At 45.3% G+C, this 17458-nt stretch carries 16 protein-coding genes; 11 read left to right on the top strand and 5 right to left on the bottom strand.

Annotated elements, in window-relative coordinates:
- On the bottom strand, positions 1-355 hold a 355-nt coding region (locus A3756_RS14080), incomplete at its 3' end, for a DEAD/DEAH box helicase (protein WP_368664587.1).
- Between the two features lie 155 nt (positions 356-510).
- Between A3756_RS14080 and A3756_RS14075 the strand changes: the two genes are divergently transcribed.
- Genes A3756_RS14075 through A3756_RS14060 form a run of 4 tightly spaced genes read left to right on the top strand, consistent with a single transcriptional unit; the run spans position 511 to position 2661 of the window.
- Entirely contained in the window at positions 511-1023 is a 513-nt protein-coding gene (locus A3756_RS14075; RefSeq protein ID WP_068507760.1) for a hypothetical protein, read from the top strand.
- A gap of 42 nt (positions 1024-1065) precedes the next feature.
- On the top strand, positions 1066-1359 hold the full coding sequence (locus A3756_RS14070; protein ID WP_068514376.1) for a hypothetical protein: 294 nt from the start codon (positions 1066-1068) through the stop codon (positions 1357-1359).
- A gap of 30 nt (positions 1360-1389) precedes the next feature.
- The gene (locus A3756_RS14065; RefSeq protein ID WP_068514378.1) at positions 1390-1869 is read left to right on the top strand and encodes a methyl-accepting chemotaxis protein; all 480 of its coding nucleotides are present in this window, start codon (positions 1390-1392) and stop codon (positions 1867-1869) included.
- Positions 1870-2661: a methyl-accepting chemotaxis protein gene (locus A3756_RS14060; RefSeq protein ID WP_068514380.1), complete on the top strand. Its 792-nt coding sequence runs from the start codon at positions 1870-1872 to the stop codon at positions 2659-2661. It begins immediately after the preceding gene.
- 104 nt (positions 2662-2765) lie between these two features.
- Here A3756_RS14060 and A3756_RS14055 read toward each other — a convergent pair whose 3' ends face one another.
- On the bottom strand, positions 2766-3764 hold the full coding sequence (locus tag A3756_RS14055) for a fatty acid desaturase family protein (protein ID WP_068553719.1): 999 nt from the start codon (positions 3762-3764) through the stop codon (positions 2766-2768).
- A gap of 203 nt (positions 3765-3967) precedes the next feature.
- Between A3756_RS14055 and A3756_RS14050 the strand changes: the two genes are divergently transcribed.
- Both A3756_RS14050 and A3756_RS14045 read left to right on the top strand, forming a co-directional pair.
- On the top strand, positions 3968-4765 hold the full coding sequence (locus A3756_RS14050; RefSeq protein WP_068553718.1) for a DUF1223 domain-containing protein: 798 nt from the start codon (positions 3968-3970) through the stop codon (positions 4763-4765).
- A gap of 348 nt (positions 4766-5113) precedes the next feature.
- Positions 5114-5512, top strand: coding sequence for an MAPEG family protein (locus A3756_RS14045; protein WP_068511332.1), 399 nt, complete (start codon positions 5114-5116; stop codon positions 5510-5512).
- 76 nt (positions 5513-5588) lie between these two features.
- Here the strand turns inward: A3756_RS14045 and A3756_RS14040 are convergent, their stop codons facing one another.
- Positions 5589-6170, bottom strand: coding sequence for an AAA family ATPase (locus tag A3756_RS14040; RefSeq protein ID WP_068511330.1), 582 nt, complete (start codon positions 6168-6170; stop codon positions 5589-5591).
- A gap of 1 nt (position 6171) precedes the next feature.
- Positions 6172-6579: a hypothetical protein gene (locus tag A3756_RS14035; protein WP_068511328.1), complete on the bottom strand. Its 408-nt coding sequence runs from the start codon at positions 6577-6579 to the stop codon at positions 6172-6174.
- A 136-nt stretch (positions 6580-6715) separates the two neighbouring features.
- Between A3756_RS14035 and A3756_RS14030 the strand changes: the two genes are divergently transcribed.
- From A3756_RS14030 to A3756_RS14010, 5 genes are all read left to right on the top strand, one after another.
- The gene (locus A3756_RS14030) at positions 6716-7243 is read left to right on the top strand and encodes a DUF1439 domain-containing protein (protein WP_068553717.1); all 528 of its coding nucleotides are present in this window, start codon (positions 6716-6718) and stop codon (positions 7241-7243) included.
- 318 nt (positions 7244-7561) lie between these two features.
- A complete protein-coding gene (locus A3756_RS14025; protein WP_068553716.1) occupies positions 7562-8440 on the top strand; it encodes a class I SAM-dependent methyltransferase in 879 nt (292 codons plus the stop codon).
- A 116-nt stretch (positions 8441-8556) separates the two neighbouring features.
- Positions 8557-11214: a ribonuclease R gene (gene rnr, locus A3756_RS14020; RefSeq protein ID WP_068553715.1), complete on the top strand. Its 2658-nt coding sequence runs from the start codon at positions 8557-8559 to the stop codon at positions 11212-11214.
- Positions 11215-11220: 6 nt separating this feature from the next.
- Entirely contained in the window at positions 11221-11958 is a 738-nt protein-coding gene (rlmB, locus tag A3756_RS14015) for a 23S rRNA (guanosine(2251)-2'-O)-methyltransferase RlmB (protein WP_068511320.1), read from the top strand.
- A 22-nt stretch (positions 11959-11980) separates the two neighbouring features.
- On the top strand, positions 11981-12850 hold the full coding sequence (locus A3756_RS14010; RefSeq protein ID WP_068511319.1) for a DMT family transporter: 870 nt from the start codon (positions 11981-11983) through the stop codon (positions 12848-12850).
- A gap of 16 nt (positions 12851-12866) precedes the next feature.
- Here the strand turns inward: A3756_RS14010 and A3756_RS14005 are convergent.
- The coding region (locus tag A3756_RS14005; protein WP_156490475.1) for an invasin domain 3-containing protein at positions 12867-17458 on the bottom strand (4592 nt) is incomplete at its 5' end.

Here is a 17458-nt window from a genome sequence, read left to right as displayed (position 1 = left end):
GTAATCGTCGGGTGAGAATACCTTCAGTAACGACTTCGAGAACGGTGTTTTGCGACACATTTCGATCATTCTTGATCTGATAACCTATGCGTTCACCGACTTTCTCCCCAAGCTGTTTCGCGAGGTAGTAAGCAATGGCCTTAACGGCTACACGGCGAGGCTCCAGTAAAAGAATCTTTTTCCCTTGAAGTGCCAAGTCCTTGAGTAAGGCCAAAGGTAAAGCGGTTGATTTTCCCGCACCGGGTTCGGCTTGAAGTACTAATGCCTTATGTTCGCTCAGTTGAGCAATCACTTGAGGAAAAAACTGGGAAATGGGTAACAAAGACAGGGCTCCAGAATGACAGGCTTGCGTCATTTTATAAGATCCTGAGCGCAATAAAAGCCTTTAATTAAGTGAAACAGCAGCTTGTCTGGTTTTGTCAAAACGGGGTTTAGCGACTATATATAGTATCGAGTGAAGAACTATATATATAAAATCGGGTTAACAGCTCTATTTGGAGAATGATAATAATGCTAAAAAGAATTGCCCTATTTGTTACCATATTGATGCTGTTTTCTTCCCAGGGTTTTGCTGGTGGCGATGCACCTTATCCGGCCGACTGGCGTTCCTGGACATCGGTTTCTACCCCCTTGACCAGTATCGGTGCTCTACCAGGCTGTGACGCAGATGTAAGCAGTTTACCGCCTATTTATCAGGGAACGGTTGAGACATATTGCGGTGTTAGGCCAGAAGGCCCTGGTGCCGTTTCGGTATTGGTCGAGCCAAGTAAGACGGAGAGTTACAAGACCAAAGATGGAAAAATGGCCGATGGTGCATCGATGATTCTTCACCTTAAGGAATTAGGTATTCTTCTCGTTACTGGCCACAAAAGTGGTGACGCAGTTTATAGCGTTTTCAAAGAGGATGGAACGGACATTACTGCAGCGGACCCTGCCTCACCCTTGAGTGTAGAGACATGCTCGACTTGTCACTCAGGCTATGAAGCGTTTTGTGTCAAAGGCCAATGTGCTAGTGGGCAATAGCCGTAATGGTTTCTAAGTTATCAAGGACGGGTAAGTGACGATATGAACAAGCTATTCCAGATAGGCAATATTTTACTGCTATCGTTTATGGGTTTCGCTCTAGTGATTGTGTTATCACTTAGCTGGGTGCTCTACAGCAGTATGTACAATGCTGAAAGAGATAAGCTGATTCAGGTTAGTGAAGCTAGCCTAAAACCAATCGTTAATTTAGCAACACGCAGTGTCAATGGTGCCAACAAAATGAAACTGCGTAATAAAGATGCGCAATCTTTGTATGCGTCTTCAGGTTTGCTTTATTTGAAAATAGAAGGGATGTCTAAAGCGAGCCCCGCCTAGGCGTTTGCGAAAGCTCAGCCACCTCGTGCAATGGAATATGAGTACAGGGCTGAAATCGGGGGCGTGCAGCAAGCTTCTATAGACGAACTGCTCGCCAGTACTCATAAGCAATTTATTGATACAGAAGACTATTTATTTTTAAGCAGGTCGCCTCTGGATGAGGTGGAAAACGGAGCGCAAATTACGGCAGTATTTTCTGTGCTTAGTCTAGAAGGGATTCAGCGTCATATCTTGAAGGAAATGGCCTGGCCAGTGTTAGTAGTGACTGTGTTAGCTGCGATCTGCGCCTTACTTATCGGCCGACACATCTCCAAACCGATCTCTGATGCTTCGAGACAAATCAGCCATATTAGTCATACCTTAGATATGGGGCTCCGTGTTGAGTCCAGCTCACCCGTGATAGAAATAAATGGCATGGTACTAACCTTCAATAAATTTCTAGATCAAGTCGAAGGAATCATTAAGCAGTTAACTGAGCTGGTTGATCATATTAGCGAGGCATCAGAGTAATTGAGCTCTTTGACGATTAATACTCAAGATAGAATTAATCAACAGAAAGACCAATCTGAACGCGTTGCGACAGCGATTACACAGATGAGTGTGGCAGTATCTCATGTGACGGATAACGCGCATTCGGCAGCGGAAGCAGCGAAAGAAGCGAACTCCGAGGCCGAATCCGGGTCCCAAGTTGTTAATGTTGCGGTATCGGTGATTGATCAGCTAGCTGAAGGTGTCGAACATACAGCCGAGACCATACAGCGTGTTGAACAGGATACGCACAACATAAGTACCGTGTTAGATTTTATTCGAGGCATCGCTGATCAAACAAACTTACTAGCCTTGAATGCCTCCATCGAGTCGGCTCGTGCAGGAGATAGTGGTCGCGGCTTTGCCGTCGTTGCAGATGAAGTGCGTACCTTGGCGAGTCAGACACAGAAATCGACTGAAGAAATTCAGCACTTGGTTCAGCAGCTACAGGCGGGTACCGAAGGTGCAACTGAGTCAATAGCTTTAGGCCAAGAAATGGCTAAAGACAGCGTGGAAAAAGCTCGAGACGCTGATAATTCCTTGCAAGCAATCACCCGAAGTGCTCACACGATCAGTGATATGAATGCGCAAATAGCGACGAGCGCAGCAGAGCAAGCAGAGGTGACAGAAAGCGTTAGCCGAAGTATTAATGAGATTTCTGAGCTGTCAGAACAAATTGCTACTGACTCCCATAACTTTGCCAATTCCAGTGCACAGCTTGGTGAGCTAGCCGCTCAACTTAAACAGCACATCGAAAAGTTTAAATTGGGATAAATCCAGCGTTGGCAGAGGGTTTCATCCCTCGCTGGATTAACCCTGTGCTTGCCCGCTTGCGAGCCGAGGAAGGCTGTGCATACATCTATGCTGCGAAGTGTTTTTCATCCAGCAGAAGCTAATCGAATAATCTCTGGATAACCCTTTTCCACCAACGCCTCTTCATTACTCTTATAAAATCCACGTAGCTTAAGAATGCGATGCATTTCAGATAGTCGATAGCTGGGAACGGTTGGGAGCAAATGATGTTCGCAGTGATAGTTCACATAATTCGGTGCAAACAGTAAACGCTCCCACCAGTTGGCGATGGTTGTACGTGTCGTGTGGCGAACATCCTCTGAGGCAAGTGCTGGCATGGCGCCGTGCTCGGCGATTTGACGAACTCGAATGATGAAGGGATGAGTAAAAATATAGGCAATCCACCATAAAGCATAGAGGCTGGCATGTCCGCTCGCCGCCAAGATACTAAAAAATATAAGGTGGAAACTGACGACGTGAAGGTAGTTTCTAAGTCCCATTTTCCAGCCAGCATCTGTTCCGATCTTATCGCTGTTTACACCCAAGGAAACGGCATTTCCAGCACGCCCTGGAAGTACATAAAATAACAAAGCTGATGTTGCCTTGAGCCCAGATAAACCAAGAAAGTCACGAATGATCTTGCGCTTAAAGCTATCTTTGCTAACCGGGTATTGAGCAATGTTACCAACATCGGGGTCTTCGTCGGTTCCGGTTTTAGTGTGGTGAGTAAAGTGATAAGGACGGTAGAAGTCGATAGGCACAAGTACCGGAATACCTGCCAACCAATGGCCAACCAGGTCATTCTGCTTTTGGGTGGAAAAGAATGAGCGGTGAGAGCATTCATGCAGAAGTATACCAAGACCGAGTTGCCGTCCTCCTAGAATGAATAAAGCCACTATGACGGTAATGATATTTGGCCAAACAGCAACGATAAAGAAAGCAAAAGCGATGAGTAGCCAGTTGAAGGCAAACATTAGATAAGCCCTTAGGTCAGAAGCAGATTTCAGGTAGCGAATTTGGCCAACCGATAGGTAATCGCTAGCTTTTTGCTTTACCGTTTTTGCTGAATCGCTTACTGAACTCATATCGACCTCGTATTTATTGTGCATCCTATACTTTTCATACTAGCAGCAATAACGGTATTCAATCAATAATATGAATTTGTATTCATTTTATTTGTAGGTGAGTACCAATTTTTTGAATGTGTTGGAACTATCATGTTCTTTTGAAGTCATAACTACATATGCGTATCCCTCATATTGAGGTATAAGAGATAGGAGTTGCCCGCGTGTACGGTTCTAAAGTGCGACGTTTTACAGGCTTGATGGTATGTCTTTTGTTGAGTGTGAATTATATGGCCTCGGTAAATGCTCAAGAACGAAACTTACGTTTTACCAGCTCAGATGAGCCAGGCAGTCTGATTGAGCTTTACACTTCACAAGGTTGTAGCAGTTGCCCTCCAGCTGAACGATGGATCAGTAAGTTCAAGCACGATAAGCGTTTATGGAAGTCACTTTTCCCTTTAGCCTTCCATGTTGATTATTGGGATTACATCGGTTGGAAGGATGAGTTTGCCAAGGCTCAATATGGCAATCGGCAGCGCCTTTATCAGCGTCTAGGTTTAATTAGACAAGTCGCGACTCCGGGATTTATTGTGAGTGGCAAGGGCTGGAATGGGTGGTTTCGGTGTCAACGCTTACCCCAGGCACAGAGGGTAGAGGGTCTAGGTGGTTTACAGATTGATATTGATGGACGCGAGGTGTTAATTCGCTATACCACCAAGATAGAAGCAGAGCAGGATAAGTCGTTCAAGATCAATATAGCCTTACTCGGCTTTGATATGCTCTCAAACATTAATGCTGGTGAAAACCGCGGCAGAAATCTACAGCAAGATTTTGTTGTACTGTCCTTACACCATGAGTTTTTACTCAGCAAGAAAGATACTGCTAGTAGGCAGGAGTTGTGGAGCAGTCGGCTTCGATTGCCGGAAAGTGTTGATCGCCTCGGTGTAGAGATGGCATTGCTAGGCTGGACTACCAAGGGAGGTGAGTTAAATCCATTACAGGTCACAGGAGGGTGGTTGTAATGATAATCATTATCAATTAATGTATTTGTTATTAGTTAGATAAATACCGAGGGAAAGTATATGCCTAAGTTGATAGATGATAACTGGATTGTGATTACTTCACTTGGAATGGCGTTGTTCATGTGTGTACTTGCTCTGGTGTTCCCAATCTCTTATTAAACCTTTCTTGCAGAATTGCAGGGTTAAATCGTCGTGTCGCTTTAACGTTAATAGCTTCGTTTGTCCTACTGATAGAACTGTGTATTTAAGGTTTTAGGTAGCATTAGGGTGATGAGGTAAGCATTAAATAGTATTCAGCGCTTTACAATTAGTGAACCCAATCACTTATGAAAGTACTAGGATCAATATATGGAAGTATTTGCAGACTATCAACTCACGCTACTCATTGTTGGACTGACCGGCTTATTGCTGCTCACCCAAATACTTGTTTCTGACGCAGCATCAATTAAATTGAAACATACACCGGGTTATCCCGTCGAAGCTGATCACGCTAGATTTTTATTTCGAGCCTCTCGTACTTATTCAAATACCAATGAGACGATCGCGGTATTTATCCTGTTTGCTTTGTTTGCTGTTTATAGTGGTGCCGATGCAAGCTATATCGACGCGTTTTCTGTGACCTATTTTGCTGGGCGTGTGATGCATATGTTGTGCTATTACGCGAATATAGCCTTGGCCCGGAGTATTGGTTTTGTTATTAGTCTGATTGGTTTAATTGGTATGTTTGTGACTTCGCTGACGGTTTGATAGGCCCTCATCTGCATTTTAGAGTCTCTTAGTTTGAAGACAGAGCTATCTGACTTAGCGGCGTGTGTATCAGGCTTTAACTTTCTAGTAGAAATCTCGCCCAATCGGGCAGGGTGTTTGCTTTTTTCGTTACTAATCCTTGCGTGATCTGAGCAACGAGATCGAAGGGCTTTAGGTAGTCAGAGTTGTCTAAGAGATAAGCTTTGTCTGCCAGCACTAGCGCTGTTTTTATATTTTGCATGGTGCGAGGTATACGGCTGACGACTTTATCTTCTGGTACTGCGTGACCGCCTTCTTCAATCCTTTGCTGTATTCGTGCTTTGTTAAGTTCGGGGGTTGAAAGATGAACGAAGACGATAATTACTTCGTAACCGTGAGCTTTGGCTTTTCCTACAAAGTCGATTTTGGAGGGATGAGAGAAAACGGTTTCAAAACAGAAACTACGTCCTTCTTCCAAGAGCTCATTCCTGAGCCGCTCAGCGATGGCTGCGGCTTGATAGCTATGCGCTTCAGGCGCATCGGGGAATACTTGGCGAGCGATATTATCGGCGTTAACGAAGGGTAGATCACGAGGTTGTAGCTGCGTTCTATAAAAGGTAGATTTTCCTGCGCCATTTCCTCCGGCGAGCAGCCACAGCTGTTTTGATTCTTTATTCAATTTATACTCTAGATTCTATAAATACGCCATTTTCAAAATAGCCGGTGGTGACATTACCTTGTTGGTCGATTCTTTCAAGCATGCCCTTATCAGTACTTGAGGCCTGAAAGGCATAATTGGTAGTGGTGATGTTTCTCATCAAAGAACCTGAGTCGCGTTGTTGTTCCAGGTTGCTGAATATATCGTCAGCATCAATGTCGACATTATGCGTTTCTTCTACATTGATTTTTGCAAGACCACTGTTTACTTTAATGAGTGTTTCAGGGTCTACGACACCAGAAACCCCGCGGCCTATTTCTGCCCAATATTCTATCTGTTCAGCCACTGAGCGCTTGTTAAGTTCACCACTTAACTTGGCTTGTTTCATAAGTTCACTTTCTAAACGGATAGGGGAATTGGATTTAGCCATCAAAGAATCTCCAAACTGAGGTTGATATCTGGATTGTAGCGGATTGCTACGCTTAAAGCTAATGTTTGTAGTGAATCGCTACAGATTCTTTTAGGCTCGCATGATTTGCTGTACTTAAGGTAAACTCACATTCACTATGACCCGTATTTTTGTATTCTTACTTATGTTTTCATTCTCCCAGATGTCCTCAGGATTTACCTACACCATTGAGCTGACAGAACGAAGCTTGCAAGAAAAGATTGAGGCGATGATGCCCTTAGAAAAGAAACAGTACTTCTTTACTGTTCGCTTGTCCGAGCCAAAAGTGGAGTTAATCAACGTCAGTAATGAAGTTGGCTTTTTTATGCATGTTGATGTCATCGCACCAGGCGGCTTTAAAGGTGGTGGCAGAGGTAAAATCGCCGGTACCCTCCGCTACCAGCAGGATAGCGGGGAATTTTATTTAGACTCACCTCGACTGGTCGACCTTGAGATCGACTTATTGCCAAAACAACTAACACCAAAGATTGCCAAACTGGCTGAGCTAGTGCTGTCTAAAGCTAGCGAGAAGCTTCCTGTCTATCGCTTACGTGACGATGATGCTAAGCACCAATTAGCAAAATCTACTTTGAAGTCTATCAAGGTTAGAGATCATAAACTATTGATTACATTAGGCATGTTTTAAATATGACCTCCGGCTTCTACTGAGCTCCGAATTTTGAGGGGCGAACCCTCTGCCTACGAAAGAGCTAGATGTCATGGCTGACATCTAGCTAACTGTCTGAATAAAAAAGAAAAATAAAATAATTGTGACTATTTCTGCGTTTTGTCCGTCTATATCTCTGTAAATTGGTTTTTTTGTTCTAATTTTTTTCTTCAGAATGGAGAGATATAGGAATTTCACGGTCATAGGTATCTATGTTCGTCCGTATTTGCTTTAGGTTTGTGAAGCAGGGCAGTGATATGACCATTTATTTGTTACTTTCTTAGTGAGGTCAAAAGTATGAATACATCCGTACTTTATTTGCAGGATCTTGTGAATGCTGGTGGCCCAGAGCCTGATCAGTACCCAGCATTAAAACAAGCTTTGGTTGATTTTAATCAGGCAAAGAGCCGAGGAGAATTTAATTACTATGGGCCAGACTATAAAGAAGACTTGATGGGCAAGGCGCTAAGTTTCGATACTATGCAAGGCTTGGCGTATCGAAAACCCAATGGCTATGCTGGCGACTTTGAATTATTAGAACGTATTTACGGTCACTTTCTTACACCCAAGACAGACTTAAGGAACTGGGATCAGTTCTGGAATAGTCAGGCTTTTGTTTCGGCCTTTCAACATAGCCAGCGCTACTTCGTTGACGTAATGGCTGCTGCGGAACAGCATCAGCAAGGTATGAATGTCCTAAATATCGCTTCAGGTTCTTCCCGCTCTATCGCGGATTACTTGGGGCAGTATAAAAGCGACTCGTCTTTTTTATGCATTGATCAGTCCTGGAAGGCTTTAGATTACGCTAGTATCCTGTGTCGTAAGTATAGTGATCAGGTTGGCTTTGCACATGGCGGAGTCCAAGATATTGAAAGCGATGAAAAGTATGACCTGATTTGGTCAGAAGGGTTATTTGATTACTTGAACGATGCCTCGTTTAAGCTAACCTTGGAAAAGCTAATGAGCCATACGCGAAAGGGAAGTGAAATCGTCATTGCTAATTTGAGCACTAATAACGCTAGCCAGCCCTATATGGACTTCCTTGACTGGCATGTAAACCCCAGAAGTGAAGCGCATATGACATACTTGGCGACCTGTTGCGGCCTTAAACGCTCTCAAATGCATGTTGTTCAAGACCCGGCAAAAGTGAATATGTATCTACATATTGCTCTATAAAGGCTATACTCTGCGCTAAATTTAAACTGTTCGGCAGCGGACAGTTCCCTTTTTGGGAATCTGAAGCTAACTAGCGTTCAGTGATTTTCCCAATTATTAGTTCTTAGTGCGGACACATGACAAAAAAGACCAGTAAAGCCACGCAAGATCCTCATAAGGATCGCGAAGCGCAGAAATACGAAAATCCTATTCCCAGTCGAGAGTTTATTCTTTCTCATCTGGATGCGCGCAACGCTCCGGCCACTCATCCTGAACTAGTTGAAGAGCTGTCATTGAAAGATGATGATTCAATTGAAGCTCTTCGTCGGCGTCTTATTGCTATGTCGCGAGACGGCCAACTAGTGCGTAACCGGGGTGATCGATATCTACCGGTTTCTCGCGTTAACTTGCTTAAAGGTGTGGTCATAGGTCACCGTGATGGTTTTGGCTTTGTAAAGCTTGATGAAGGCGGTGATGACCTTTACTTATCGGCTCGTCAGATGCAGATGGTGTTTGATGGCGATCGGGTGCTAGTACGCGCAGATAGGGAAGATCATCGTGGTAAACGTCATGCGGTTATTGTGGATGTCCTGGAACGAAATACCGAACAATTGGTTGGACGTTTATATCGTGAAGGCAACATCGTATTTGTCGAAGTTGAAAATAACCGCATTACCCAACAGGTTCTAATTGACTCTGATCATACGGCTGAAGCCAAGCATGGCCAATATGTCGTGGTTAAGATATTGCAACATCCGACTAAACGCACGCACGCGACCGGTCAGGTAATTGAAGTATTAGGAGACCACATGGCTCCTGGTATGGAAATCGAAGTAGCGATTCGTTCCTATAATATTCCTTTTGAGTGGCCGCCTGAAGTTCAACAAACTGTCGATACACTCAAATCAGAAGTTCTCGATAGTGACAAAGCCGGGCGTATTGATATCAGGCATTTGCCCCTTGTTACGATTGATGGCGAAGATGCGCGAGACTTTGACGATGCTGTGTATTGTCAACGAAATGGAAGCGGCTGGAAGCTCTATGTTGCGATCGCTGATGTTAGCCACTATGTACGCCCTGAGTCACCGTTGGATGTCGAAGCAAATAACCGCGCAACCTCGGTTTATTTTCCCGACCATGTTGTGCCGATGTTGCCTGAGGTTTTATCTAATGGTTTGTGTTCCCTTAATCCTAGAGTTGACCGCTTATGTATGGTCTGCGAAATGGATATTAACGCTGAAGGTTCAGTCCTTAAGAGTCGTTTTTACGAAGGGGTAATGCACAGCCACGCGCGTTTGACCTATAACCAGGTTGGAACCATTCTGGAAGAGCCCGACTCAAGTGATGGCATTCAACTTTGTGAAGATTTTGCTGATCGACTTCCCGAGCTGCACGAACTGTATGGTTTATACCAAGTGCTGGTCAGTCGTCGTAAAGATCGTGGTGCTATTGATTTTGAAACGGTTGAAACCAGAATTATTTTTGGTGATGAACGAAAAATTGATGCGATTGTACCAACTGAGCGTAATGATGCTCATAAAATCATAGAAGAGTGCATGCTCTGTGCAAATGTAGCGACAGCAGAGTTTTTATCGCGCCATAAGCTACCAACCTTGTATCGAATTCACGAGGGGCCGACAGCACAAAAACTAGAGAATGTGCGTTCATTTCTAGGTGAACAAGGTTTGCAGTTGATGGGCGGTGAAGATCCATCGCCTTCTGACTACCAACAAATTATGGCGGATATTCAGGATCGTCCTGACTTCAGCGTTCTACAAACCGTCTTATTACGCTCTATGAGCCAAGCAGTCTATGGGCCTGAAGAGAAAGGTCACTTTGGTTTGGCTTATGAACACTACGCTCACTTTACTTCACCTATCAGGCGTTATCCTGATCTATTAGTTCACCGTGCTATCAAGTCTGTTATTTATTCTGCTAAGAATAATGATTTTGACGACGTAGGTATTGCTGCGGATGCTCAGGCTCCTGAGTTAAGAAAAGCGTATAAATACCCATATGACCTAGCGAAAATGCTGGTTCTTGGTGAACACTGCTCGATGGCTGAGCGACGTGCTGATGAGGCGACGCGTGATGTAATGAGCTGGCTTAAGTGTGAGTACCTACAGCAACACTTGGGTGAGGAGTTTGAGGGTATTATCTCTGCCGTGACGGGCTTTGGCTTCTTTGTAGAGCTAGCTGATTTATATGCTGAAGGTCTAGTTCATGTCTCGACTTTAGACAGTGATTATTATCAATTTGATGCAGCGAAGCATCGCCTGATCGGTGAACGCTCAGGTAAGCGCTTTGGTCTGGGTGATAGGGTGCTTGTTCAGGTCTCAAACATCAATCTGGAAGAGCGCAAGGTTGACCTGGTTCTAGTGAGCTCAAGTTCCAAGTCACGTGACAAATTGCGCCCTAAGAAAGGTAAGCCCAAAAGCGGTAGCAAGCGCGACAGTCAGGACAAGCGGAAGGCAGGTGAGCGGCGTAAAGAAGCGGATAGACGTCAGGGAAGTGATAAACCTAAGGTTAAATCCCGAAATGGCGCAAGAAAGAAAACCGAGCGTCCGGTAAAAGCCAAGTCAAGAAAGCCGAAGTCTTCTTCAGAGTTGAAGACAGAAGAGCCTCAAGAGCTTAAATCTAGCCAGCCTTTAAAGCGCAAGCCAAGCAAGCTAGAAGCTTTAAAAAGCAAGCAAGTAAAAAAGCCCTTAAAGAAAATTAACAAGGTAAAATCAGACGCTAATTCAGAGCCGGTGACGCCAGCAATTAGAAAGCGCAAAGTTAAAACAAAAGGTTAAGAGTTAATGAATCAAGAAACCGTATTTGGTTTGCATGCAGTTGAGGCCCTAGTGCAAAAAGAGGCCGATTCGGTTATCTCTGTATTGGTACAGCAGGGTAGGGACGACCAGCGCTTATCAAAGCTTATTCGCTTGCTTCAGTCTAAAGGGCTCTCTTGTGACTATGTGCCTCGGAAGGAATTAGACAAGTTGGTCAGCGGTCGTCACCAAGGTGTTGTGGCAACTATTAAAGGGGAAGTTGAGAAGCATGAAGGGGATCTTGAAGATATTCTCTCAGCGCTAGATGAACCACCGTTTTTATTGATTCTGGATTCCGTGACTGACCCTCATAACCTGGGGGCATGTTTACGTTCAGCTGATGCGGCGGGTGTCCATGCCGTGATCGTGCCGAAGGATAAGTCCGCCCCCTTGAATGCCACTGCAAAGAAGGTGGCTTGTGGTGCCGCTGAGCATGTGCCTGTCATTCGAGTGACAAACTTAGCCCGTACCATGAAGTGGTTACAAAACTTTGGTGTATGGATAACGGGTGCTGCCGGAGAAGCGGAGCAAAATATCTATCAAACAGATCTTAAAGGCCCTGCTGCTATCGCAATGGGTGCTGAAGGCAGTGGTCTGCGTCGCCTGACGCGAGAGCATTGTGACCAGCTTACTAAAATTCCAATGATCGGGAGTGTTAGCAGCTTAAATGTTTCCGTTGCGACAGGGATTTGTTTGTTCGAGGCTTTGCGACAGCGGCAAGCTTAAAAAGTAGCGTTTAGGGCTTTTGATGAGTCGACTTTTCTCTCCTATCAATTTGCTTTTACTCTTGGTTGCTTTGCTATGGGGGCTGGGGTTTGCACCTCAGCGTTTGGCCTTGGAGGGTATGGCTCCCGTTGCCTTCAATTTTTGGCGCTTTGCTTTTGGCGCCATGATGCTATTACCCTTTATTTTTTCTTCGAAGAGTTCGCGTACAGCCTTACTTAATAAGAGAACGATTCTCGCCGGTGCAGGCTTAGGCCTACTGTTAACGGCTGGCGCTGCTTTTCAGCAAATCAGCTTGGCCTATACTAAAGTCGCCAATGTGGCTTTTATCACCGGCTTTTATGTCGCGCTTGTCCCGCTTATCGGTATCTTATTTAAGAAAAGTTACCCTTTACTGACCTGGATTGGTGGTTTGATTGCTCTGTGTGGCTTGTCCTTACTGAGCGGTTTTGATGGAAAGTTTAATTATTTAGGTGATGGCTTGGCACTTGCTGGAGCCGTTTTTTGGGCTCTTCACTTATGGGCTATCAGTTTCTGGGTGGGCAAGCATGACTTGCTTGTTCTCGCACTTTTTCAATTTATTGTCTGCGCTTTATTAAGTTTAGTTTTTTCCCTGAGCTTTGAGGGCGGCCCTATGGCTAGTCTCAACTCTGCTTATCTTTGGGCCTTGTGTAGTGGCATCTTCGTTGTGGGTATGGCGTATACACTTCAGGTCTTTGCTTTAAAGAAAGCAGACCCCTTTATTGCAGCGATCATATTTTCGATGGAGTCTGTTTTTGGCGCAATGGTTGGTTACTGGGTATTCGATGAAGTCTTAGGTATGTACGGCTTTGTGGGAGCTATACTGATGCTTCTCGGTTTTGTACTTGCGCAGTCTCATGAGAAACAGAACTAATAATCGTTATTGATTACTACTGAATCCTGATACAGCCTGCTTTTTCAGTACAGCACCCTGTTTTATCAACTTCGACTCCACGATCCGATAGCGGACATTCATCGAGTTTGTCTATCACGCCATCCTGGTCTGAATCGAGTTGGAGCTGTAGATTCTCAAATGGGGTTCTTACGATTTTTTCCACTTTAGGAATGTGTTTTTTGAAGCCAAAATAACGGCCTATATGAAAGCCGCTGAAGCGAGCATCTTTGGCATGATTGGTATAGTCAAAGCTGATGAACCAGGGACTATCGGTGAATCTGTAGTAAGCACCGATTCCCCAGGTAACTTGTACAGTTGACTCTTCTTCATAGCCAATACGCGAGTCTGTTGCTTCTGTATTGAGCCAGGTTCCCCCAAGTTTGAAGTGGGCATTGAAAGGCTTATATTGGGGTAAGAATCGATATGCAATCATTAGACTTGGGGCTCGGTATCTAATCGCCGCATCTAGACTTGCATTTAGGGTGGGGTTACTATTTTTTAAGCCCGCTTCCCCCAGGAAAGAATAGTCTAACTCCAGTGCCCATTTTTCACTGAGATGGCGACCAGCCAAGAAACTAAAGCCAATACTACTTTTGTCATTACTTGACCAGCCGTTACTTTCTCCAGAGGGGGCCAAGTAGCTATAACCTAGCCCGGCGGATACATACCAACAGGGTTGAAATAAGAGTTCTGATAAATCGTCAAATTTTAGCTCCTGAGCACACTGATTATTGTTGTCAGCCGAGGCATCATTTACATGCATAAGCAGAGGTAAAAAAACTATCGCCATCCAGAAAGCATGCTTGTGTTGTATTGCTCTGTAGCTCTTATAAAGCCAGGGAAGTAAAAGCAGCAACCATGCTAGATGGGGATTAATGGTGCCACCTGTTCCACTTTTGGCTGTGCTAATACCAGTGTCGTCATCTTCGGCAAGGTCGATAATCCCGTTGTTATCAAAGTCACCGTTTTCCAGGCCGTCAGGGTAGCCGTCATTGTCGCTATCGCGGTCCCGGTAGTTTTCAGTTCCATCTTCATCGCTATCGATAAGCGTAGAGAAAACATGACTGCTTAAGCCTGACGATGATGATAGCAGGTCAACCATACCGTCATTGTCGCTGTCAATCTCACTAAGGTCCGTACCCGGAAGATTCGCTTCTTGAAGGTCCGTTACTTCATCATTGTCCGAGTCAAGGTCCTGAAAATCGGGTACACCATCGTTGTCAGTGTCTGACACGGCAAAAGCTGACGTGATCGCATCGTCTAGGCCATCTGCATTTGCATCAACGACTGTATCGATTACACCGTTGCTGTCCAGATCAATTAGTCCTGAATTCGACTCTCTTATATCAGTTAAACCATCATTGTCACTATCCAAATCAATTTTATCAGGTTGTCCGTCAGCATCGGTATCGACAGTGAAGTCCCCTTCAATAATGTCAGGAATACCATCATTATCATCGTCTAGATCGTCAGAGTTAGTGATACTGTCACCATCAATGTCTATGGATGAGCCAAAGTTGGTCGGGTCTTCATCGACACTGTCGAGAATGCCATCGCCATCGGTATCGCTCATTGGGTCGATTTGCCCATCCTGGTCGGCATCGAGGATTGGCACGATCAGGTTATCAATGTCGAAAGGCCCATTACCATCATTTGTGCTATCACCACTTTCAAGCTCAAGGTGGTTGGGCAAACCGTCGCCATCAGTATCGGTAGGTGAGCTTGTTTGCGAATCGGGAGTGTCATGAATACCGTCAATAGGGCTGTTATCGGTACCACCTGATTCCACCACGTCTGTAAAACCGTCATTGTCACTATCGAGATCGATATAATCCGGAAAGCCGTCATCGTCAGTGTCTGGTGGGTTAATGATATCGTCGATACCATCCAGGTTGGTATCGATGCCCCCGGTGCTGTCAACATCGTAGGCGTCATTGATACCGTCACCATCACTGTCTAAGCTGGCAGTTAACTCAGCTTCAAGTTCATCATTCATACCATCGTTGTCACTGTCCAGGTCAAAGATGTTGTAGCTATTATCGCCATCGCTATCCAAAAGACTTATCGCGTCATCAATACCATCCAGGTTGAGGTCTTCTCCTCCAGTCAGGTCGACGTCAAAGCCGTTATCGATACCATCGTCATCCGAGTCGAGGTGCAATGCGACGCCATTTTCAATGGCATCGGGGAGGCCATCTCCATCACTGTCCAAATCAAGGTGGTTGAGGATAGAGTCATTATCAAAATCTTCAGCTACAAACTTATGTTCGAGATAATCAGGAATATGGTCATTGTCTGAGTCTCGATCTCGATAGTCAGGTGTGCCGTCGTTGTCACTATCTTGAGGAAGGTTTGGGTCGCTTCCCAGCTCTCCAGCATCGTTAATGCCATCATTATCCGAGTCAGTATCCAAGGCATCGAGAATGCCATCTCCATCCGAGTCAAATGGTGAACTGAGATCGGCCCCTAGCTCTTCAAGATCACTAATGCCGTCACCATCACTATCGTAGTAATCAGGGTCGAGACCCAGGCTTATCTCGTCACCGTTTGAAATACCATCGCTATCGTTATCACAAATTTCAACAGTATTATCTGGGGCACAAGCGGTTTTACTAACACTATCTTGGTCAGTTGCCTGGTTTCCAGCTCGATCAGCGATACTTGCATTAATAGTGATGTCGCCGTCTTGAAGGCTGCTTAGGTTAATTTCAGTGCTGAAGCTACCTTCGTTTGAGGTAGCGGGAGAGCAGCTCATATCGCTTTCGCTGACAGAGTTTGAACGTCCATCAGTAACGGTGATAGTAATAGTGTCGATTGTTTCTGTGCAGCGACCTGAGACCGGAAACGTTAGGATATTGCTGCTATCAGCTGAGCGCAAAATATTTAATGAAATTGTGGGTACTACAGTATCAATAAGAAGTTCGCTAATCGAGGTATCAGAGCTTATCTGTGAGGCGATATCGGTGATTTGCGCTGTGACATCATAAGTCCCATCGGCTAGCTCATTTCCGGTTGGAATAGTAAGACTCCAATTTGAACCGTCTGAGCTTAGGTTGCCATCGCCGAGTGTGTAGTTGATATGATTGACGCCGACTGAAAAGCTTGCTCCGGTCATCTGAGGAAATGTTCCCGTTAAAGTAGGTAAAGGCGACGGGCTTGCCAGATCATCGATAGTGGGGGGCGACATGAACGATACTAAGGCAACATCAGCAATTTCCGAGAAGTTGATCGTCGCGGATACTGTCGCGGTACCGACCGTGGTGTCACTTTGTAGCGAGGCTTGATATCGACCATCGCCTAAATCTGTCACATCACCAACACTGCCTAAGGTACTGGAAATGGTGACAATATCTCCTCCGTTTGTTAGAGCATTGCCATGCTCATCAATTGCTTCGACAGTGATTTGGCTAAGGGTTTGGCCGTCTGCAACAATTTGGCTCAGACTGCTGTTAACTTGACTGTTAGAGTAGTCGGCATTACCGGGAATCATAGATATGCTTGCGGTATCGGAGAGCTGTACACCGTTTAACTCTGCTGTGATTACTGCGACGCCCCTTGTTTCATCTGCGGTAAAGATGACTTGATAAGTGCCGTCACCTAAATCGTTCACGGAGCTATGGCTGCCGGCAGTTGAGTTAATAATGACGGTGTCACCACCGGAAGTAAGATAGTTCCCAGTCAGGTCAATGGCTTGAAGTGTGAGGGTGGCGGTGTCGCTGCCGTTAGCCGTCAGAACAGGTGATGATGAGTTTAGTGTGCTGTTCAGGTAGCTTGCCGGGCCCGGTACAAATTGAACGGTTGCGGTATCGACAAGGCTTTGGCCATTCATAGTCCCAGTAATCACTGCCGTGCCTGTTGTGGCTGGAGCCAGTAGAGTCGCGTTATAGCGGCCATCTCCCATATCGCTTACCGCGCCTAAACTACCAAAATTGGTATTTAAAGTAACCGTGGCGCCACCCACTTCGACACTATTGCCAAAGACGTCGCTTCCTTGAACTGTGATAGTTGTAGTATTGGAGCCATTAGCGATGACGGCAGCATCGAGACTGGTAATAACGCCGCTAGAGGCGAGTAGCGCTCCTGCCTGAAGGTTGATCATTTCAGTGTCAATAACATCTTCACCATCAAAGGTGGCGCTAATGATCGCGACACCGGTATTGGTGGGGGAGGTGTAGGTTGCGCTATAAAAACCGTCATTCAAGTCGGTGACATCACCGATACTGCCCATACTGGCCGCGAAACTAACGGTACTGCCGCCTGAGTTTAATCCGTTACCAAGCACGTTAATAGCCTGGAGCAAAATAGTTGAAGTAGTGCTTCCATCAGCCGTTAGCGTGTTTGGCGTAGCGGTGATTAAAGTATCGCTCATGGAGGCGGGTAGTGGGGTGAACTCAACACTGGTTGTATCCACAATTGTACTTCCCTCAAGACTTGCACTGATGGTGGCTGTCCCGACAGTCGTACTGCTCGTTAAAACTGCAGTGTAGCTTCCATTGCCAAGATCGGTGACCGGCCCGACGCTGCCAATATCGGCTGTAATGTCGACACTGTTTCCACCGCGTGCCAAATCATTATTGTTTATATCTG

This window comes from Oleiphilus sp. HI0086, from assembly GCF_001635225.1.
The sequence above is the reverse complement of the archived record's forward strand: the minus strand, read 5'-3'. Positions and strand labels throughout refer to the sequence as shown.